This is a genomic window from Bradyrhizobium sp. WSM1743 (assembly GCF_000473065.1).
In the GTDB taxonomy this organism is placed as follows: Bacteria; Pseudomonadota; Alphaproteobacteria; order Rhizobiales; family Xanthobacteraceae; genus Bradyrhizobium.
Map to the genome: position 1 here is coordinate 16096 of NZ_AXAZ01000089.1, position 13681 is coordinate 29776.

The 13681-nt window shown below is 64.8% G+C and carries 16 protein-coding genes, 2 tRNA genes and 1 pseudogene; 10 read left to right on the plus strand and 9 right to left on the minus strand.

Going from position 1 to position 13681, the window contains the following annotated elements; all coding sequences use genetic code 11:
* Positions 1 to 71: 71 nt before the first annotated feature.
* Positions 72 to 851: an NAD kinase gene (locus tag YU9_RS0134175; protein ID WP_027576799.1), complete on the minus strand. Its 780-nt coding sequence runs from the start codon at positions 849 to 851 to the stop codon at positions 72 to 74.
* Positions 852 to 1098: 247 nt separating this feature from the next.
* Between YU9_RS0134175 and YU9_RS0134180 the strand changes: the two genes are divergently transcribed.
* Complete coding sequence (locus tag YU9_RS0134180; protein ID WP_027576800.1) at positions 1099 to 2661, plus strand: S10 family peptidase; 1563 nt, start codon at positions 1099 to 1101, stop codon at positions 2659 to 2661.
* Here YU9_RS0134180 and YU9_RS0134185 read toward each other — a convergent pair.
* Both YU9_RS0134185 and YU9_RS0134190 read right to left on the minus strand, forming a co-directional pair.
* Positions 2648 to 4036, minus strand: coding sequence for a serine hydrolase (locus tag YU9_RS0134185; protein WP_027576801.1), 1389 nt, complete (start codon positions 4034 to 4036; stop codon positions 2648 to 2650). The two genes, YU9_RS0134180 and YU9_RS0134185, sit on opposite strands and share 14 nt — an antisense overlap.
* 106 nt (positions 4037 to 4142) lie before the next feature.
* Positions 4143 to 4685, minus strand: coding sequence for a lipopolysaccharide assembly protein LapB (locus tag YU9_RS0134190; RefSeq protein ID WP_027576802.1), 543 nt, complete (start codon positions 4683 to 4685; stop codon positions 4143 to 4145).
* Between the two features lie 267 nt (positions 4686 to 4952).
* On the opposite strand from YU9_RS0134190, the gene YU9_RS0134195 reads away from it, so the two are divergent.
* From YU9_RS0134195 to YU9_RS51270, 4 genes are all read left to right on the plus strand, one after another.
* Positions 4953 to 5339, plus strand: coding sequence for a His-rich protein BRANT (locus YU9_RS0134195; protein WP_027576803.1), 387 nt, complete (start codon positions 4953 to 4955; stop codon positions 5337 to 5339).
* Positions 5340 to 5572: 233 nt separating this feature from the next.
* Positions 5573 to 5968 carry a hypothetical protein gene (locus YU9_RS0134200; RefSeq protein ID WP_036018838.1) on the plus strand — a complete coding sequence of 132 codons (396 nt, stop codon included), beginning with the start codon at positions 5573 to 5575 and terminating at the stop codon, positions 5966 to 5968.
* 262 nt (positions 5969 to 6230) lie between these two features.
* Positions 6231 to 6938: an outer membrane protein gene (locus YU9_RS0134205; protein WP_027576805.1), complete on the plus strand. Its 708-nt coding sequence runs from the start codon at positions 6231 to 6233 to the stop codon at positions 6936 to 6938.
* A gap of 235 nt (positions 6939 to 7173) precedes the next feature.
* Positions 7174 to 7416 carry a hypothetical protein gene (locus tag YU9_RS51270; RefSeq protein WP_027576806.1) on the plus strand — a complete coding sequence of 81 codons (243 nt, stop codon included), beginning with the start codon at positions 7174 to 7176 and terminating at the stop codon, positions 7414 to 7416.
* Positions 7417 to 7442: 26 nt separating this feature from the next.
* On the opposite strand, the gene YU9_RS0134215 is transcribed toward YU9_RS51270, so the two are convergent.
* Together YU9_RS0134215 and YU9_RS0134225 are read right to left on the minus strand one after the other, a co-directional pair.
* Complete coding sequence (locus tag YU9_RS0134215; RefSeq protein ID WP_027576807.1) at positions 7443 to 7697, minus strand: hypothetical protein; 255 nt, start codon at positions 7695 to 7697, stop codon at positions 7443 to 7445.
* 300 nt (positions 7698 to 7997) lie between these two features.
* Positions 7998 to 8372, minus strand: coding sequence for a hypothetical protein (locus YU9_RS0134225; protein WP_027576808.1), 375 nt, complete (start codon positions 8370 to 8372; stop codon positions 7998 to 8000).
* 114 nt (positions 8373 to 8486) lie between these two features.
* Between YU9_RS0134225 and YU9_RS49360 the strand changes: the two genes are divergently transcribed.
* Complete coding sequence (locus YU9_RS49360; RefSeq protein WP_198028346.1) at positions 8487 to 8651, plus strand: hypothetical protein; 165 nt, start codon at positions 8487 to 8489, stop codon at positions 8649 to 8651.
* A 3-nt stretch (positions 8652 to 8654) separates the two neighbouring features.
* Here YU9_RS49360 and YU9_RS0134235 read toward each other — a convergent pair whose 3' ends face one another.
* The gene (locus YU9_RS0134235; RefSeq protein ID WP_027576809.1) at positions 8655 to 8843 is read right to left on the minus strand and encodes a hypothetical protein; all 189 of its coding nucleotides are present in this window, start codon (positions 8841 to 8843) and stop codon (positions 8655 to 8657) included.
* 261 nt (positions 8844 to 9104) lie between these two features.
* Here YU9_RS0134235 and YU9_RS43345 point away from each other — a divergent pair.
* Positions 9105 to 9776: pseudogene (locus YU9_RS43345) on the plus strand (class I SAM-dependent methyltransferase).
* Between the two features lie 407 nt (positions 9777 to 10183).
* Here the strand turns inward: YU9_RS43345 and YU9_RS0134250 are convergent.
* Positions 10184 to 10258, minus strand: a tRNA-Thr gene (locus YU9_RS0134250).
* 165 nt (positions 10259 to 10423) lie between these two features.
* A complete protein-coding gene (locus YU9_RS0134255) occupies positions 10424 to 10885 on the minus strand; it encodes a hypothetical protein (protein WP_027576810.1) in 462 nt (153 codons plus the stop codon).
* Positions 10886 to 11169: 284 nt separating this feature from the next.
* On the opposite strand from YU9_RS0134255, the gene YU9_RS0134260 reads away from it, so the two are divergent.
* Together YU9_RS0134260 and YU9_RS0134265 are read left to right on the plus strand one after the other, a co-directional pair.
* Entirely contained in the window at positions 11170 to 11655 is a 486-nt protein-coding gene (locus tag YU9_RS0134260) for a hypothetical protein (protein ID WP_027576811.1), read from the plus strand.
* Between the two features lie 43 nt (positions 11656 to 11698).
* On the plus strand, positions 11699 to 12211 hold the full coding sequence (locus YU9_RS0134265) for a hypothetical protein (RefSeq protein ID WP_027576812.1): 513 nt from the start codon (positions 11699 to 11701) through the stop codon (positions 12209 to 12211).
* Positions 12212 to 12274: 63 nt separating this feature from the next.
* On the opposite strand, the gene rlmB is transcribed toward YU9_RS0134265, so the two are convergent.
* Positions 12275 to 13105, minus strand: coding sequence for a 23S rRNA (guanosine(2251)-2'-O)-methyltransferase RlmB (rlmB, locus tag YU9_RS0134270; RefSeq protein ID WP_027576813.1), 831 nt, complete (start codon positions 13103 to 13105; stop codon positions 12275 to 12277).
* 207 nt (positions 13106 to 13312) lie between these two features.
* Between rlmB and YU9_RS0134275 the strand changes: the two genes are divergently transcribed.
* Positions 13313 to 13398 (plus strand) — tRNA-Tyr (locus YU9_RS0134275).
* Positions 13399 to 13681 lie beyond the last annotated feature (283 nt).

The following is a 13681-nucleotide window of genomic DNA, read 5'->3' on the forward strand; positions in this document are numbered from 1 at the left end:
TTAACCATATCGTGCCGGGGGTTAACGAAGGGTTGCGACCGGGACTCGGGAGGCGTTGCGCGGCAGGCGGTTCAATAGCCGAACTGCTCGCGCAGGATGCGCTCTTCCAGGCTGTGGCCGGGGTCGAACAGCATCCGCATCGCGATGGTCTTGTCGGAGAGCACCTCGACGCGGTGGACGTCGCGTACCTCGTCGTGATCGGCGACGGCTGCCACCGGCCGCTTGTCGCCCTCCAGCACCTCGATCACGACATAGGCCGTGTTGGGCAGCAGCGCGCCGCGCCAGCGGCGTGGGCGGAAGGCGCTGATCGGAGTGAGTGCCAGCAGGGCGGCGTTGATCGGCAGGATCGGCCCCTGGGCGGAGAGGTTGTAGGCAGTCGAGCCGGCCGGCGTCGCCACCATGATGCCGTCCGCGATCAGCTCGGACATGCGCTCGCGCTCATCGATCAGGATACGCAGCCGCGCCGCCTGGTAGGTCTGCCGGAACAGCGCGACCTCGTTGATGGCATGGTGCAGATGGACGCGGTCATTGACGTCCGTCGCGCGCATCAAGAGCGGATTGATCTCGGATTCATGCGCCGCCTCGAGCCGCGCGCGCAGATCTTGCGTCGAGTATTCGTTCATCAGGAAGCCGACGGTGCCGCGATGCATGCCGTAGATCGGCTTCCCCGAGTGCATGTGCTGGTGCAACGTCTGGAGCATCAAGCCGTCGCCGCCGAGCGCGACGACGACGTCGGCCTCCTTGGGGTCGCAATTGCCATAGTCCCTGGTGAGCTGGCCGAAGGCGGCCTGCGCCTCGTTGCCCGGGCTGGCGACGAAGGCGATCCGATCATATCGCGAGGGCTTGGTCATGGCTTCTCGGCAGGGCCGCCTTGCTGGAGAAAAGTTCCGCCGGGCTCGTCTATACGAGGTGGGCCTGCATTGTCGAGGATGACCACCCTTCAAGGCAAATGGCCCACTGCCGGATTTGGGGTAAACTAGGTCGTTTCGAGCCCGATCGGCCCGTTCGGGGACTTCGTCAATGATCCCCCAAACCGTCGCAATTCCGCGCTAGCCTTTCGGCCTCACCGGCTCTCACAGCCGGCTAGGGAGAACGGTCATGGTCACGAGCTTGCCGGCGCTGCGTTGCACGGCCCTGATGCTGGCAGTGTCGGTTTTCGCATTCGCAGGATTTGCGCGCGCGGATGATCCGCCGCAGCCGCGCTCCGAGACGACGGCGCCGGCCGGACAGAAGGGACGCGGTGGTGGCGCGCAAAGCGCGTCGCAGAATTCGCCGTCGGCCGAGCCGCACCGTCTGCCGCCGGACTCGACCACGAAGCAAACGCTCGATCTGCCCGGCCGTGCCCTCAACTTCGCCGCGACCGCCGGCTCCATCCGCGTGTTCGACGGCAAGGGCGAGCCGCTGGCCGACATCGCCGTCACCTCCTATGAGCTCGACGGTGCCGATCGCGCCACGCGGCCCGTGACGTTCCTGTTCAACGGCGGGCCGGGCGCGTCGTCGGCGTGGCTTCAGTTCGGCGCGGCCGGTCCGTGGCGGCTGCCGCTCGATGGCGAGGCCCTGTCGCCCTCGGCCTCGCCCGAGGTGAAGCCGAACGCGGAGACCTGGCTCGACTTCACCGATCTCGTCTTCATCGACCCTGTCAGCACCGGCTACAGCCGCTTTGTCGCGAGCGGCGAGGACGCACGCAAATCCTTCTACTCCGTCGACGGCGACGTCAATTCGATCGCGCTCGTGATCCGGCGCTGGCTCGAAAAGCACGACCGGCTGACCTCGCCGAAATATGTCGCGGGCGAGAGCTATGGCGGCATTCGCGGTCCGAAGGTTGTGCGCCAGCTGCAGCTCCAGCACGGCGTCGGCGTCAGAGGATTGATCCTGGTGTCGCCATTGCTGGATTTCCGCGAGTTCACCGGCACGAGCCTCCTGCAATATGTCGCGACGCTGCCGAGCTATGTCGCGGTGGCGCGAGAGGCCAAGGGACCGGTCAAGCGCGCCGACCTCGCCGATGTCGAGGCTTACGCGCGCGGCGAATTCCTGACCGACCTCGTCAAGGGCGAGGCGGACAAGGAGGCAACCAATCGTCTCGCCGACAAGGTCGCCGAGCTCACCGGCATCGATCAGGCGGTCAGCCGCAGGCTCGCCGGGCGCTTCGACGTCGGTGAATTCCGCCGCGAGTTCGACCGCAAGAACGGCAAGGTGACGGGGCGCTATGACGGCTCGGTCCGCGGCTTCGATCCCTATCCGGATTCCGGCAGCTCGCGCTTCGGCGATCCCTCAGGCGACGCGCTCCAGGCGCCGCTGACAAGTGCGGCGGTGGATGTGTTGACACGCAAGCTCAACTGGCGGCCCGACGGCTCCTACGAAGTTCTGAATGGCAGCGTCGAGGGGCACTGGGATTTCGGCCGCGGCATCAACCCGCCGCAATCGGTGTCCGAGCTGCGCCAGATCCTCGCCACCGACGCAAAGCTGAACGTGCTGGTCGCGCATGGCCTGTTCGACCTCGCCACGCCCTATTTCGGAACGAAGCGGGTGCTCGATCAGCTGCCGGCCTTCGTGACGCAGCGCGTGAAGTTCGTCGTCTATCCCGGCGGCCACATGTTCTATTCGCGCGACGCCTCGCGGCAGGCATTCCGGGGCGGGGTCGAGGCGCTCATTCGGGAGTAGGCCGGCGCTTGCGCGGCTTGTAGCGCTGCGCGATCTCGCGCGCGACGACTTTGGCCGGTTTCACGTTCGCGCCGGCGATCCAGATGTCGCTGATCTTGCCGCGCTTGTCGCGAACCCGGCGCACCGGCTCGCCGTGGCTGGAATAGCCGGCAGCCCAGGCAAGCTTGCCCGTGTCGCGGCCCGTGACTTCGATCTCAGCGGCATCCATGAACGGATTGTTGAACTGCGGATTGGCGACGAGCACGCGGTTGCCTGCGGGGACGAGATCGGTCGCGCCCCAGATCGTCCACCATCGGCCGGTCCAGTCGCGTACGCGCCGGTCGGGCGCGCCGCGGGTCTGGAAGACGCGCAGGATCTGCATCGCGCCGTCCATCCAGAACGGGGCCGCGCCGTCGATGGAGTTGCTGAGGATGCTGATCGAAAGCTCGCAAGCGGGAATGGCGCAGGTCCTGGAGATGTAGCCCTGGAAACCGCCGCCATGGCCGAACCAGTCCCAGCCGTCGGTCTTGCCGGCATTGACGCCCAAGCCATAGTAGGCCTCGAAGCTCTGTGGGATGCGCCAATGGTTTCGCGTCATCTCGCGGCGGCTCGCGACCGACAGCACGCTCTTCTTCGCGTTGGGTGCCAGCTGCGCGAAGAAGCGGGCAGTGTCGGCGGCGGTGGCGACGAAGCCTGCGGCCGATGCCATCGCATGTGCGGGATTGTCGCCGGGGATCACGCCGCGCTCGCCCAGTGGCACTTTGCGCGTATGGCCGCACGCGAACGGCGTGCTCTTGGCAAGCGGCGCATTCGGCTCGGTTTCGCGCAAGCCTGCAGGTTCGATGATCTCGCGCTTGATCCAGACCGGGTAGGGCTCCTTGGTCACGGCCTCGATCACGAGGCCGATCAGCCCAAAACCGTGATTGGAATATTTGAAGCGGGTGCCGGGCTCGATTGCGGTGACCTGCTTCAATTCCGCGAGCAGCTCGTTGGCGTCGAGATACGGTCGGCTGTCGATGAACTGGCCCGAATCGGCGCCGTCGCGCGTCAATCCTGCGCTGTGCGACAGCACTTGCGCGATTGTCGTCTCGGCGACGCGCGGATGCAGGCCGCCGACATATTGGCCGACCGTGTCATCGAGCCGGAGCTGGCGCTGCTCGCGCAGCTTCATGATGCCGGCCGAGGTAAAGCTCTTGGAGTGCGAGGCGATGCGGAAGCCGTGGCGCGGGGTGAGCTTCTCGCCGGTATCGAGATTGGCGAGGCCGAACGCATGCTCGGCGACGACCTCGCCGCGATGGGCGAAGGCCACGATGACGCCCGGCTGCTGAATTGTCGTCAGTTGGAATTCGATCCAGGAGCCGATGTAGTCGATCGCGGATCGCAGCCACGTGTCCATTGCGCTACCGGTTTGCGAGGGAGGATAGGTGCGCGAGGCTAGCCGAAAATGCAGAACGGGCACAACCCTGAGGTTGTGCCCGTCCGCTTCGTTAGATGCGATGTCTTTAGTAGACGAGCGTTGCGCCGGTCGGCTTGTCGAGCGCTGCGGCAAGCGAGCGATATTCAGAGCTGTCGGTGCCGGCGAGCGAGGCGATCTTATTCAGATGATACTGCGCCTGTTCGCGGTTGCCCTGCTCGAGTTGCCAGAGGCCGTAATACTGCCAGGTGCGGACGTGGTTTGGATCGTCCTTCAGCGCCAGCTCGTAATAGACCTTCGACGACTGGTAGTCGCCGAGCTTGCGATAGGAATAGCCGATCAGGTTGGCGACGTCGGCGACGTCGTCGCGCTTGAGAGACTTCAGCTGGTCGATCGCGCCGGTGTAATCGTGCTTGTCGTAGATCGCGGTGTAGGCGGTGCGATAGGCCGCGAGGAATTTGGGATCGCTGACGGAAGAGCTCTTCTTCTTGCCCTTCTTGGACGAGGAGTCCGATTTCGGCGGCGAGGACGGCTCGTCGCTGCCAGCGGCGTAGGCGCTGGACAGCACCGGCGCAGCCGCCAACGTCATGACGACGAGGCCCGGCACAACAAGCGTTGAGAGTTTGCGCATCTAAAGTCTCCCGTATGGAACGTGGCGATCCTACACGATTGCCCAAAGACCGGAACACCCATCGGGCAGAAACATTCCCGCTTCGCACGATCTATTCGCCGGATCTCGCCATTCGCCCAGCCGCGGATGACAAACTTGTCATCGAGATGAACGGAAGCCTGCAAGGGGCTTCAGACTGGGTTCAGTGCGCCCCGCCTAGGCTCCGACCCACGATCGAAGGGGTGACGAGAGGGCGCCGCCTCAAGATCCTTCCAAGAGGAGACCACCATGTTGAAGACGATTTCCGCAGCCTTGCTCGCAGCTTCCGTGATCGCAGCTCCCGCCTTCGCCGCTGAAGCCGGCAAGACCACCACGACAGCCCCGGTGATCAAGGCGGACCAGAGCCAGACCAAGGCGGCGACCACCGCCGCGAAACCGGACGCGGGCGTCAAGGCTACGGACGCCAAGGCTTCCGATGTAAAGGCTCCCGATGTCAAGGCGGATGCCAAGGTGGAGACCAAGTCGAAGGCGATGAACGCCAACGCCGCGGTCACGACCGACGAGCACAAGACCGTGCGCAAGCATCGCCATCACCACAAGCAGGTCTCGGCCAAGCAGTCGCAGAAGGCACAGCCGGACGTGACTAAGTCGGCGACGTCAGACAAGCGCAACTGACGACTGATCCCGCGCGGCGGCATCCCTGGCATTGCCCCGCCGCCGCGCGCGGACGTCAGGCCTGGTCCGTTCGCCACACCTTGCGCGAAAGCCCGAGGTGCCGGCGGCGGGCCGGTGCGCTGTTTGCGCCGCTGCAAGCGAATTCCCTTCGCGCAGGCTTGAGGCTAGAACGTCTCCGAATCTGATCGAGCGGAGAGCGGGGGCCTGTGGGGCGATTGGCGAGATGTGCGGTGATCCTGGCGTTGCCGCTGGCGCTTGCGGCATGTTTCGGCAGCGACGGTGACCGTCCAACCCTGCTGGGGGAGACACAGGCCGGCGGGCCGCAGCCGTTTCCCGACAATTTCCGGAGCGACACGCTGGCCCTGATGCGGACCTATCTCAACAATCCGGTCGGCGTGCACGATGCCAGCATGGCCGAGCCGATGCAGCGTGAGGTCGGCGGCCGGCAATTCTATGTGAGCTGCCTGCACTTCACCCCGCGCGAGACCGATGGCAGCTACAAGGCCATGCGAGAGCGGGCCGTGATCTTCGTCAACGGCCGAGCGGATCGCGTGGTCGACCGGACCAGCGATCTCTGCGCCGGTGCGGTTTACGCTCCCTTTCCGGAACTGGAAAAGATGACGCGGTAGCGCAAAGCACGTCTTCATCGCCTGACGTTAGACAGAAGCAGCCGGAGCCGCTGGATCACGTTTCGGCGAGCTTTGAACGGGGGGGTTTCGTCTTGCGACAAAACGTTGCGGCGGCCTTGCGCAGTCGACGTGACGGAACAAAATCGCATTGTTGCCAACCCGTCACAGTAACGAACGATCAACGTTCCGGCATCGCCGCGAAGCAACCCAAATCACGCCACGTTGTTTCCCGAGTGTCGTAAATGAAAGAACGGGGATGATCATGAAGTCGATTTTGCTCGGTGCAGCAGCTCTGCTGGCGCTGGCCGCACCGGCGGCCGCCGCGGACATGCAGCCGCGCACCTATACCAAGGCTCCGGCCTATACGCCGCCGCAGGTCATCTATAACTGGACCGGTTTCTACATCGGCGGCCATGTCGGCGGCGCGTTTGCCGGCGACAGCAGCTTCCAGTCGAGCGACGCCCGCTTCATGGGCGGCGTGCAGGGCGGTTTCGACTACCAGTTCGCGCCCAACTGGGTGATGGGTGTCGAGGCTCAGTATTCCTGGCTGCCGACCAACAACAACGGTGTCACCTTCCCGCTGGGCACGCAGGTCACCTCCAACACCGACCAGATCGGGTCGGTGACTGGTCGCATCGGCTACACCTGGGGACCGACGCTGCTTTACGCCAAAGGCGGTTATGCCTGGCGCAATAACGGCCTTGGCGTGAACATCGCCGGGGTGCCGCAGGCCTTCACCACCACCGGCAACAGCAAGGACGGCTATACCGTCGGCGCCGGCCTCGAATACATGTTCGCGCCGAACTGGTCGGCCAAGGCCGAATACCAGTACTACAATTTCGGCAGCACCACCTTCACCTCCGGCCCGGCCGACATCGTCGGCGTTCGTGGCCGGGAGGACGACCATACCGTCAAGGTCGGTGTGAACTACCGCTTCGGCTGGGGCGGGCCGGCGGGCACCCGCTACTGACAACGATCCAAGACCCGACAAAGGCCGGCTCCGCCGGCCTTTCGTTTGCCGGTCTTCCGCCTGCCGCCATCTCGTTTCGTTTGCTTTGCGTGAACCATCTGGCGCGTCATTTGCTTGCAAACGATGCTGGCGCGCCTTCTCACGTGCGTCATGGAGCTGACGTAAAGCAAAAATAATTTTTGTCGCGCTCCGGAACACGTTATATGACAATTACCGGGCTGGTGGGACGACGGACATGCGTATCTTGGTGTCGGCAGTGGTGCTCTCATGCTTCTCCTGCCTGCCGTGCTCTGCACAGACAATCCTCAAATCCGAGCCTCTGATGTTGGCACCTTATGAGGTCGCCTTCGTCAAGGACGCTTCCTGTCAGTCGGGCAAGGTGCTGAAGGTTACCGGCGCCATCCGTGGGCTGCATCGCCGCAAGGCCTGCGTGGCAATGCCCGGCGAGCAGGCCTCGCTCGCGGCCGCCACGCCCTGAGCTCCGCTCCGGTTTCGTGCCGGAGTTCAGGAACTCAGTTCAAGCTCGATCCTCGACTGCTGGTCGGCCTCAGCCTTGTTCTTGGCGGGGTCCTCGCCCTGAGCTGCCTGGCAAGGCGCGATCTCGTAGTCGTTGTCGAGCACCCGGCGCGGTCCCGGCCGCTCGTTGTCCGCCATCACGTCCACGACGAGGCCACTCCGTTGCGCGAGCTTCCAGACGTCGGACTCGCTCGGATAGGCCTTGCTGATCTGGGCGTCGTTGCAGAACAGGGCGTAGGGCATTCTTCCCGCTCCAAGAAACCCAGCTAACGAACTCGCCCGGAAGGGGTTCCGGCCCGCGGTTTGATCACGGCGCCGTGATCGATGGCCGCCGGCCCTGAGTCCTTAATGAGCCCTGAATCCCGGAAAAAAGAATCCCTGGGACTCATCCGCCGGAATCAGAGGATGTTTTCCGCCATGACGAGCGACCTGAAGACATCCTGCGGGCACATGCTCCTGCCCCTTACGCTGGCGCTGTTCGGCGCCTGCGCAGCCAATCTCTGGCTCGTCTGGTCCTGGCTGTAGACCCCTGACCGGGCGGCCTTATTTTTTGGCCGGTGGGCCGGATGCGTCGCGAATGGCGGCACGCAATTTGGTCAGGGTCGCCGCGCAATATTCCTCACGCTCGCGCTCGAAGCGCTCCTGATGCTTGCGGAAATTGGCGATGCGGGCCTGCATCTCGGTGCGGAAATCACCACTTGCCCGCGGCGGCGGGAGAGGTGCGGGCCGGGGCGGAAGGGGGGCTTGCGGCGGGTCGAACTGGACGGCGACCGCCTCCACGGCGGCGATCTGCACTGCGGCGGTCGAGCCAACCACAGGCGCATCCGGCTGAAGGGGATCATCCTTCCTGCCGGTCACCGATTGGACGAAGGCCAGTGTCTGCGCGATCAGTGCGTCGCGCTCCCTGATCCATTTCATGATCCACCTCAGCCGCGCTTATTCCAGCAAAGCGGCGGCGTCGAATCAAGCAGGTCTTGCAAGGAATTGCATATTTGGATTGCATATTTTTCCCGGTCGCCTGAAACTAGAAGAATGGATACAACAAAAGAACGCCCGGGCGAGGTGGAGGGGCTGAGGCTCATCCGTGCGTTCCTGTCGCTGCCGCCCAACAAGCGGGCAGAGGTAATCGCGTTTGTGGAAGAATTGGCGCGTGCCCATGCCCGGCCCGAGGAGGGCAAGGAGGCCTCGCCGCGGTGAGCGCTACCGCGCGCGCGGATTGACGTTGGGCTCGAACGGCGCGCCGACCACCCGGACCGTCTGAGCAGTGGCGTCGATTGCCACCCGCTCGGCGGACGGCTTCTCCGGCGCTGGCCCGAGCACAGGTTCTAACAGCGTCAATGTGCCGGCCACGGCGCCACAGCACAGCGTCACCGTCGCCAGCAGAATCATGTTTCGGTTCTCTTCCCTGATCCGCATGGGTCGAGAACGAGTGACGCACGTCCTTGTTCCGATCCGGCCTTGCAGCGACCTATCGCGCCAGCAGAAAACCCATTGCGATCGCGAACAGGACGGCGGTCATCACGAGGGCCGTAACCGCACCGGCGGCGGTCCCGGCTTTCTCTTTGGACGTGGTGGAGCGCATCGCATGCGCATGCTACCTCATGTTGAGGCGAGGTACACTGGCTCGCGACTTGGCTCGAGGCTCGTCCGATGATCTCCAATCGCCCTCCCGTGCTCGCCCACGAACGTTTCCTCGCCGACCGCGAGAATTTCGCCGGCCTCGATCTCGCCGCACGGTTCGAGCGGATCGAGCGCACCAACCTTTGGGGCGCGGCCACTTCGGTGTCTGGCCTCGGCTCGGAGGACCCCGCGACCGCCGCGATCCGGGAGGCGCTTCCTGCGCTGCTGCAGCGGCTCGGCGCGCGCTCATTGTTGGATGCGCCCTGCGGCGATGCCGGTTGGATTGGCCGGCTCGAGCTCGATGTCGATTACACCGGCATCCGCTGACCGAAGCCAACCGCCGGCGTGTCGTGGGCGACGGTTCGTTGGGCCGCTTTCTCGTCGCCGACATCACGCGCGATGCGTTGCCGGGCGGACATCATTCTCTGCCGCGACTGTCTGGTGCATCTGAGCTTTGCCAATATCATTCGCGCCCTCGGGCAATTTCGGATGAGCGGCGCGCGCTTCCTGCTGGTCACCACCTTTCGCGAATGGGAGGGCAATCGGGATTGCGAGGACGGCGATTGGCGGGCGCTGAACATGGAGAAGGCGCCGTTCGACTGGCCGGCGCCGCACGCGCTGATCAACGAGCGTTGCGAGGAGGGCGGTGGCGGCTGGCGCGACAAGAGCCTTGGGCTCTGGCGGCTGGAGGATGTCCGATGATCGATGCTAGATGCAGTTGCGGCGCTGTTTCACTTTCGCTGCCGGGACCGACCAGGCTGGTCGCGGCCGGTGTTCGGTCAAGGACGCTGCCGATGACTTGCGTTGGACGGTGCTCCTGACGTCTGTATCGGTTCACCGGGAGCACGGTCCAGCGGCGGGTGAGGCCTGGCGAGTCCTACCGTTCCGGGAGGTGCGTCGTTGCTGGCGGTACGGGTATTGACGCGCTCTAACGTGACTGTCGATGCAACCACAATGGCGATCGCCAAGGCGACAGCGGACAGGGCTAAGGCTACCCGATCATTCGGGTCCATCACTAGACCTCCGCGAGACGGCTCTATGGTGGAGGATAACGCCAAACCGATGATTTGGTTCTTGCCTGGTCGGCCACGACGCGGTGTCTAAACCAATGGTGCCGGCTGAGGGGATTGAACCCCCGACCTTCGGTTTACAAAACCGCTGCTCTACCGCTGAGCTAAGCCGGCGACGCTGGAAAGCGGGGCCGGGCCCGGCATCGACCGGGGCTATCCGCCCGTGCGCCGCAATACCAGACTTGATTGGAAAGTGCCAGAACCCGCGGACCGCCCTTGAGACATGTGTCAGGCGGCCCCGGGGGGCCGCCTGACAAGTTGCGTTCGCTTGAGAGTGCCTTACTGGCACATGTGCCGGCGGCCGTCTGCGCCCGTGAAGTAAGTGCCGGGCGTACAGACGAAGCCGTTGCGCTGGGCGTAGGTGCGGGTGTCCCATCCGCGATTGTCCCAGCCACGGTCATAGGCGTAGGAATTGTCCCAGGCGCGGAATGGGGCGGTGGCAATCGCGCCGGCGGTGCCGATCGCGGCGCCGGCGACGCCGGCCGCGACGTCGGTCGGCCAGAAGCCGGTGCGGCTCCTGTTCCAGTCGTTATACCGGTCGGCATTGGTCTGACGATAGGACGCGCGGCGATGACGGTATCCGCTATCGGTGTACGGATTTCCGGGGCCGAGGTTCTGGCAGTTGGCGTTGGGGAATTGCGCCGAGCAGCGGCCCGGATTGGTGACGACCGCCTGCGCCATGGCAGAGCCCGCCAGCATGGTCGCTGCAATCGCCGTGGCCCCGAGAAGCTTGATGTTCATGGTTCGTCGCTCCCATTTTGTTGACGGGAGCTAAACGCTGACGGCGCCGGACGTTCCGATGCAACCCTGGGATTTTTCGTAAGGGAACAGTCAAACGGATGTGAGCACAGCGGCGCCGTTCCGGCGGCGGAATCCCGCGCCGTTAACGCTTAGCTAGTTCGCTGTGCAGCATTTGAGTGGCGCGCAATCCTTGCACGTTAGGCTTACCGGAATTTGGTGAGCAGGCCTTAACCCTCTCTGCGTCGCGATCGGTTAGGTTGTATCCGCATAACCGGGGTCTCCTCATGCGCGCCGTCGCGCTCGCCGCCTTTCTGATCGGATTGCCTGCGACGGCGTTTGCCGGCGAGGGCTTCGATATCGTCGTGCCCGGCCGTCCCGGCGTGCCGATCATCATCAACAACATCGACGCGTCCTATAGCGTGGTCGAGGGTGTCTGGGGCCTCGGCAAGAACCAGCAGGTACAGCCCACAATCTATGGTGGACGCTATATCGCCGAGCGGCAGCCCGACGACGTCGGTCATTATTATCCAACGCTGGATCTGCGGCCCGGCTACGGCCGGCTCGAGGTCGAGCCGCCTGCGAACCGCAAATTGCCGAAGCCCGCCGAGAGCTACCACCAGAGCTGGGGCGCGTCGTCCGCGCCGCTGCCGCCGCAGATGGACGTGCCCGTCGATCCGCCGCCGGTGATCTACGCGCCCGAGATCAACGACCGTCTTCGGCCCCCTCGGCCGCGGCCGCACACAGAGCTACCCGGCAAGCCGCCGGGTTGAGAAACGTGAAAATCCAAAAAACGGAAATCAACAGGAGAGAGTAATGCGTCAGATGATTTCGGGACTGGTCGCGGCCGCCGCCGTGATGTTTGTCGGGGCTGCGCCTGCCGCGGCCTGCGGCTTCAACACGTGCGCACCGGTTGCGCCGGTGTATACCGGCTGCAACACCGGCTGCGGCGGCTATGGCTATGGCTACGGCTACGGCGCCTACGAGCGTCTCGCCGAGCCGACCACGCAGTATTATTATGTGAACCAGGGCCCGACCTATACCGGTCCGGGCGCCTTCGCGCCGTATCCGACCTATCGTGAGGATGCGGTCGTCGCGCCCGCCAATTACGGCTATGGCTATGGCTATCGTGCCGCTGCGGTCGCGCCGCCGGCCGCTTATCCCTATCGCCGCCCGTACTTCCGGCCGTATCGCTACGGCTACGGCCCGCGCTACGGCTATCTGCCGCGCGTGCACTATGGCTATGGTCCGCGCTACGGCTACGCCCACCGCCGCGCGCCGGCGCCGTACTACTATGGCGGCCACCGCGTGCTGCGCCGCTATTACTGATCTCTGATCGGTTGAGATTTGCGAAACGCCCGTTCGCGCGATGCGGACGGGCGTTTTGTTCTACTAGCGCTTCATCAGCCCGAGCCGGCTGGCGCCGACATAGAGCGCGAGCACGGCGGCGTTCGAGACGTTGAGGCTCTTGATCTCGCCGGGCATATCGAGCCGCGCCACGACGCTGCAGGTCTCGCGGGTCAATTGTCGGAGGCCCTTGCCTTCGGCTCCCAACACCAGTGCAAGCGGCTCGCGCAGCGCGACGTCGCTGATATCCTCGCTGCCTTCGCTGTCGAGGCCGACGGTCTGGAAGCCGCGCTCGTTCAGCGCCGTCAGCGCGCGGGCGAGGTTTTGCACCGTGACGATCGGGACCAGCTCGAGCGCGCCGGAGGCGGCCTTGGCCAGCACGCCGGTCGCCTCCGGGCTGTGGCGCGCCGTGGTGACGATCGCCTTCACCGCGAACGCTGCGGCCGAGCGCAGGATGGCGCCGACATTGTGCGGGTCGGTGATCTGGTCGAGCACCAGCACCATGCCCTCCTGCGTCAAGGTCTCGATATCGGGCGAGGGCAGGGGCTCGGCCTCGGCCAGGAGGCCCTGGTGCACGGCGTCGGCCGACAGCAGCCGGTCGATCTCCTGGGGCCGCACGATCTCGGGCGGCACGCGGGTCTCGATGTTCTCTTCCGCAAGGCGCCGTGCGGCGTTCTCGGTCAGCGTCAGCTTGCGGATCCGGCGCCGAGGATTGGCCAGCGCCATGGCGACGGTGTGCCAGCCATAGAGAATGACGGGACCATCGCTTTGCGAATCACGGTCGCGCCAAGCCGGCCGGCCGGCCGATTTTCCGGGCCGGTTGAAGGGCTTAGCGCCGCCGCGAGCCCCCTTGGGGCCGAATTTTTGATCCTTCATGGGCTCGCTTCTGTCATGGGTTCCGGAATATGGCAATTTCGGTGCCTGCGAGCGCGATTTTAGCTGCTTGCCTCGGTTGACTTTGCCCCATCGCTTCGCCCATAAACGCGCCCGGTCGCGCCCCGATACGGGTTGTCGCGGCCTTCACGTTCCATGGCCGTCTTCGGTCCGCCGGCAAGGTCCGGCCCGATTGTGCTGCCGTCGAGCGGGGGAGTGTCCCGAGTGGCAAAGGGAGCTGACTGTAAATCAGCCGCCTCATGGCTTCGCAGGTTCGAGTCCTGCCTCCCCCACCAGCCTTCGCTCTGTCCAGACCGGAGACATTGGTCACAGATCGTACCTAAGACATGGGTGGCAACCTCGTGCCGAACGGGTTGTCGAGGGGTTGCAAGGTCATTTACTCCAGGGTCGATCTAAGCTGACGCCGAACGCATCGATTTGGTGCGTTACGGCGTGACGCATTCATGGCATGGCCATTATTGCTCGGTCCGCGCTTTCGCCGTCAACCCCGCGCGGCAAAAGCCGCGCCCCTACGGGCTTCGGGGGGTGACCGCTCAGCGCGGCCAAGCAACTGGCTAT

Coding starts and splice junctions, on each gene's coding strand:
- YU9_RS0134175 (WP_027576799.1), bottom strand. CDS start 851: ATGACCAAGCCCTCGCGATATGATCGGATCGCCTTCGTCGCCAGCCCG.
- YU9_RS0134180 (WP_027576800.1), top strand. CDS start 1,099: ATGGTCACGAGCTTGCCGGCGCTGCGTTGCACGGCCCTGATGCTGGCA.
- YU9_RS0134185 (WP_027576801.1), bottom strand. CDS start 4,036: ATGGACACGTGGCTGCGATCCGCGATCGACTACATCGGCTCCTGGATC.
- YU9_RS0134190 (WP_027576802.1), bottom strand. CDS start 4,685: ATGCGCAAACTCTCAACGCTTGTTGTGCCGGGCCTCGTCGTCATGACG.
- YU9_RS0134195 (WP_027576803.1), top strand. CDS start 4,953: ATGTTGAAGACGATTTCCGCAGCCTTGCTCGCAGCTTCCGTGATCGCA.
- YU9_RS0134205 (WP_027576805.1), top strand. CDS start 6,231: ATGAAGTCGATTTTGCTCGGTGCAGCAGCTCTGCTGGCGCTGGCCGCA.
- YU9_RS51270 (WP_027576806.1), top strand. CDS start 7,174: ATGCGTATCTTGGTGTCGGCAGTGGTGCTCTCATGCTTCTCCTGCCTG.
- YU9_RS0134215 (WP_027576807.1), bottom strand. CDS start 7,697: ATGCCCTACGCCCTGTTCTGCAACGACGCCCAGATCAGCAAGGCCTAT.
- YU9_RS0134225 (WP_027576808.1), bottom strand. CDS start 8,372: ATGAAATGGATCAGGGAGCGCGACGCACTGATCGCGCAGACACTGGCC.
- YU9_RS49360 (WP_198028346.1), top strand. CDS start 8,487: ATGGATACAACAAAAGAACGCCCGGGCGAGGTGGAGGGGCTGAGGCTC.
- YU9_RS0134235 (WP_027576809.1), bottom strand. CDS start 8,843: ATGATTCTGCTGGCGACGGTGACGCTGTGCTGTGGCGCCGTGGCCGGC.
- YU9_RS0134255 (WP_027576810.1), bottom strand. CDS start 10,885: ATGAACATCAAGCTTCTCGGGGCCACGGCGATTGCAGCGACCATGCTG.
- YU9_RS0134260 (WP_027576811.1), top strand. CDS start 11,170: ATGCGCGCCGTCGCGCTCGCCGCCTTTCTGATCGGATTGCCTGCGACG.
- YU9_RS0134265 (WP_027576812.1), top strand. CDS start 11,699: ATGCGTCAGATGATTTCGGGACTGGTCGCGGCCGCCGCCGTGATGTTT.
- rlmB (WP_027576813.1), bottom strand. CDS start 13,105: ATGAAGGATCAAAAATTCGGCCCCAAGGGGGCTCGCGGCGGCGCTAAG.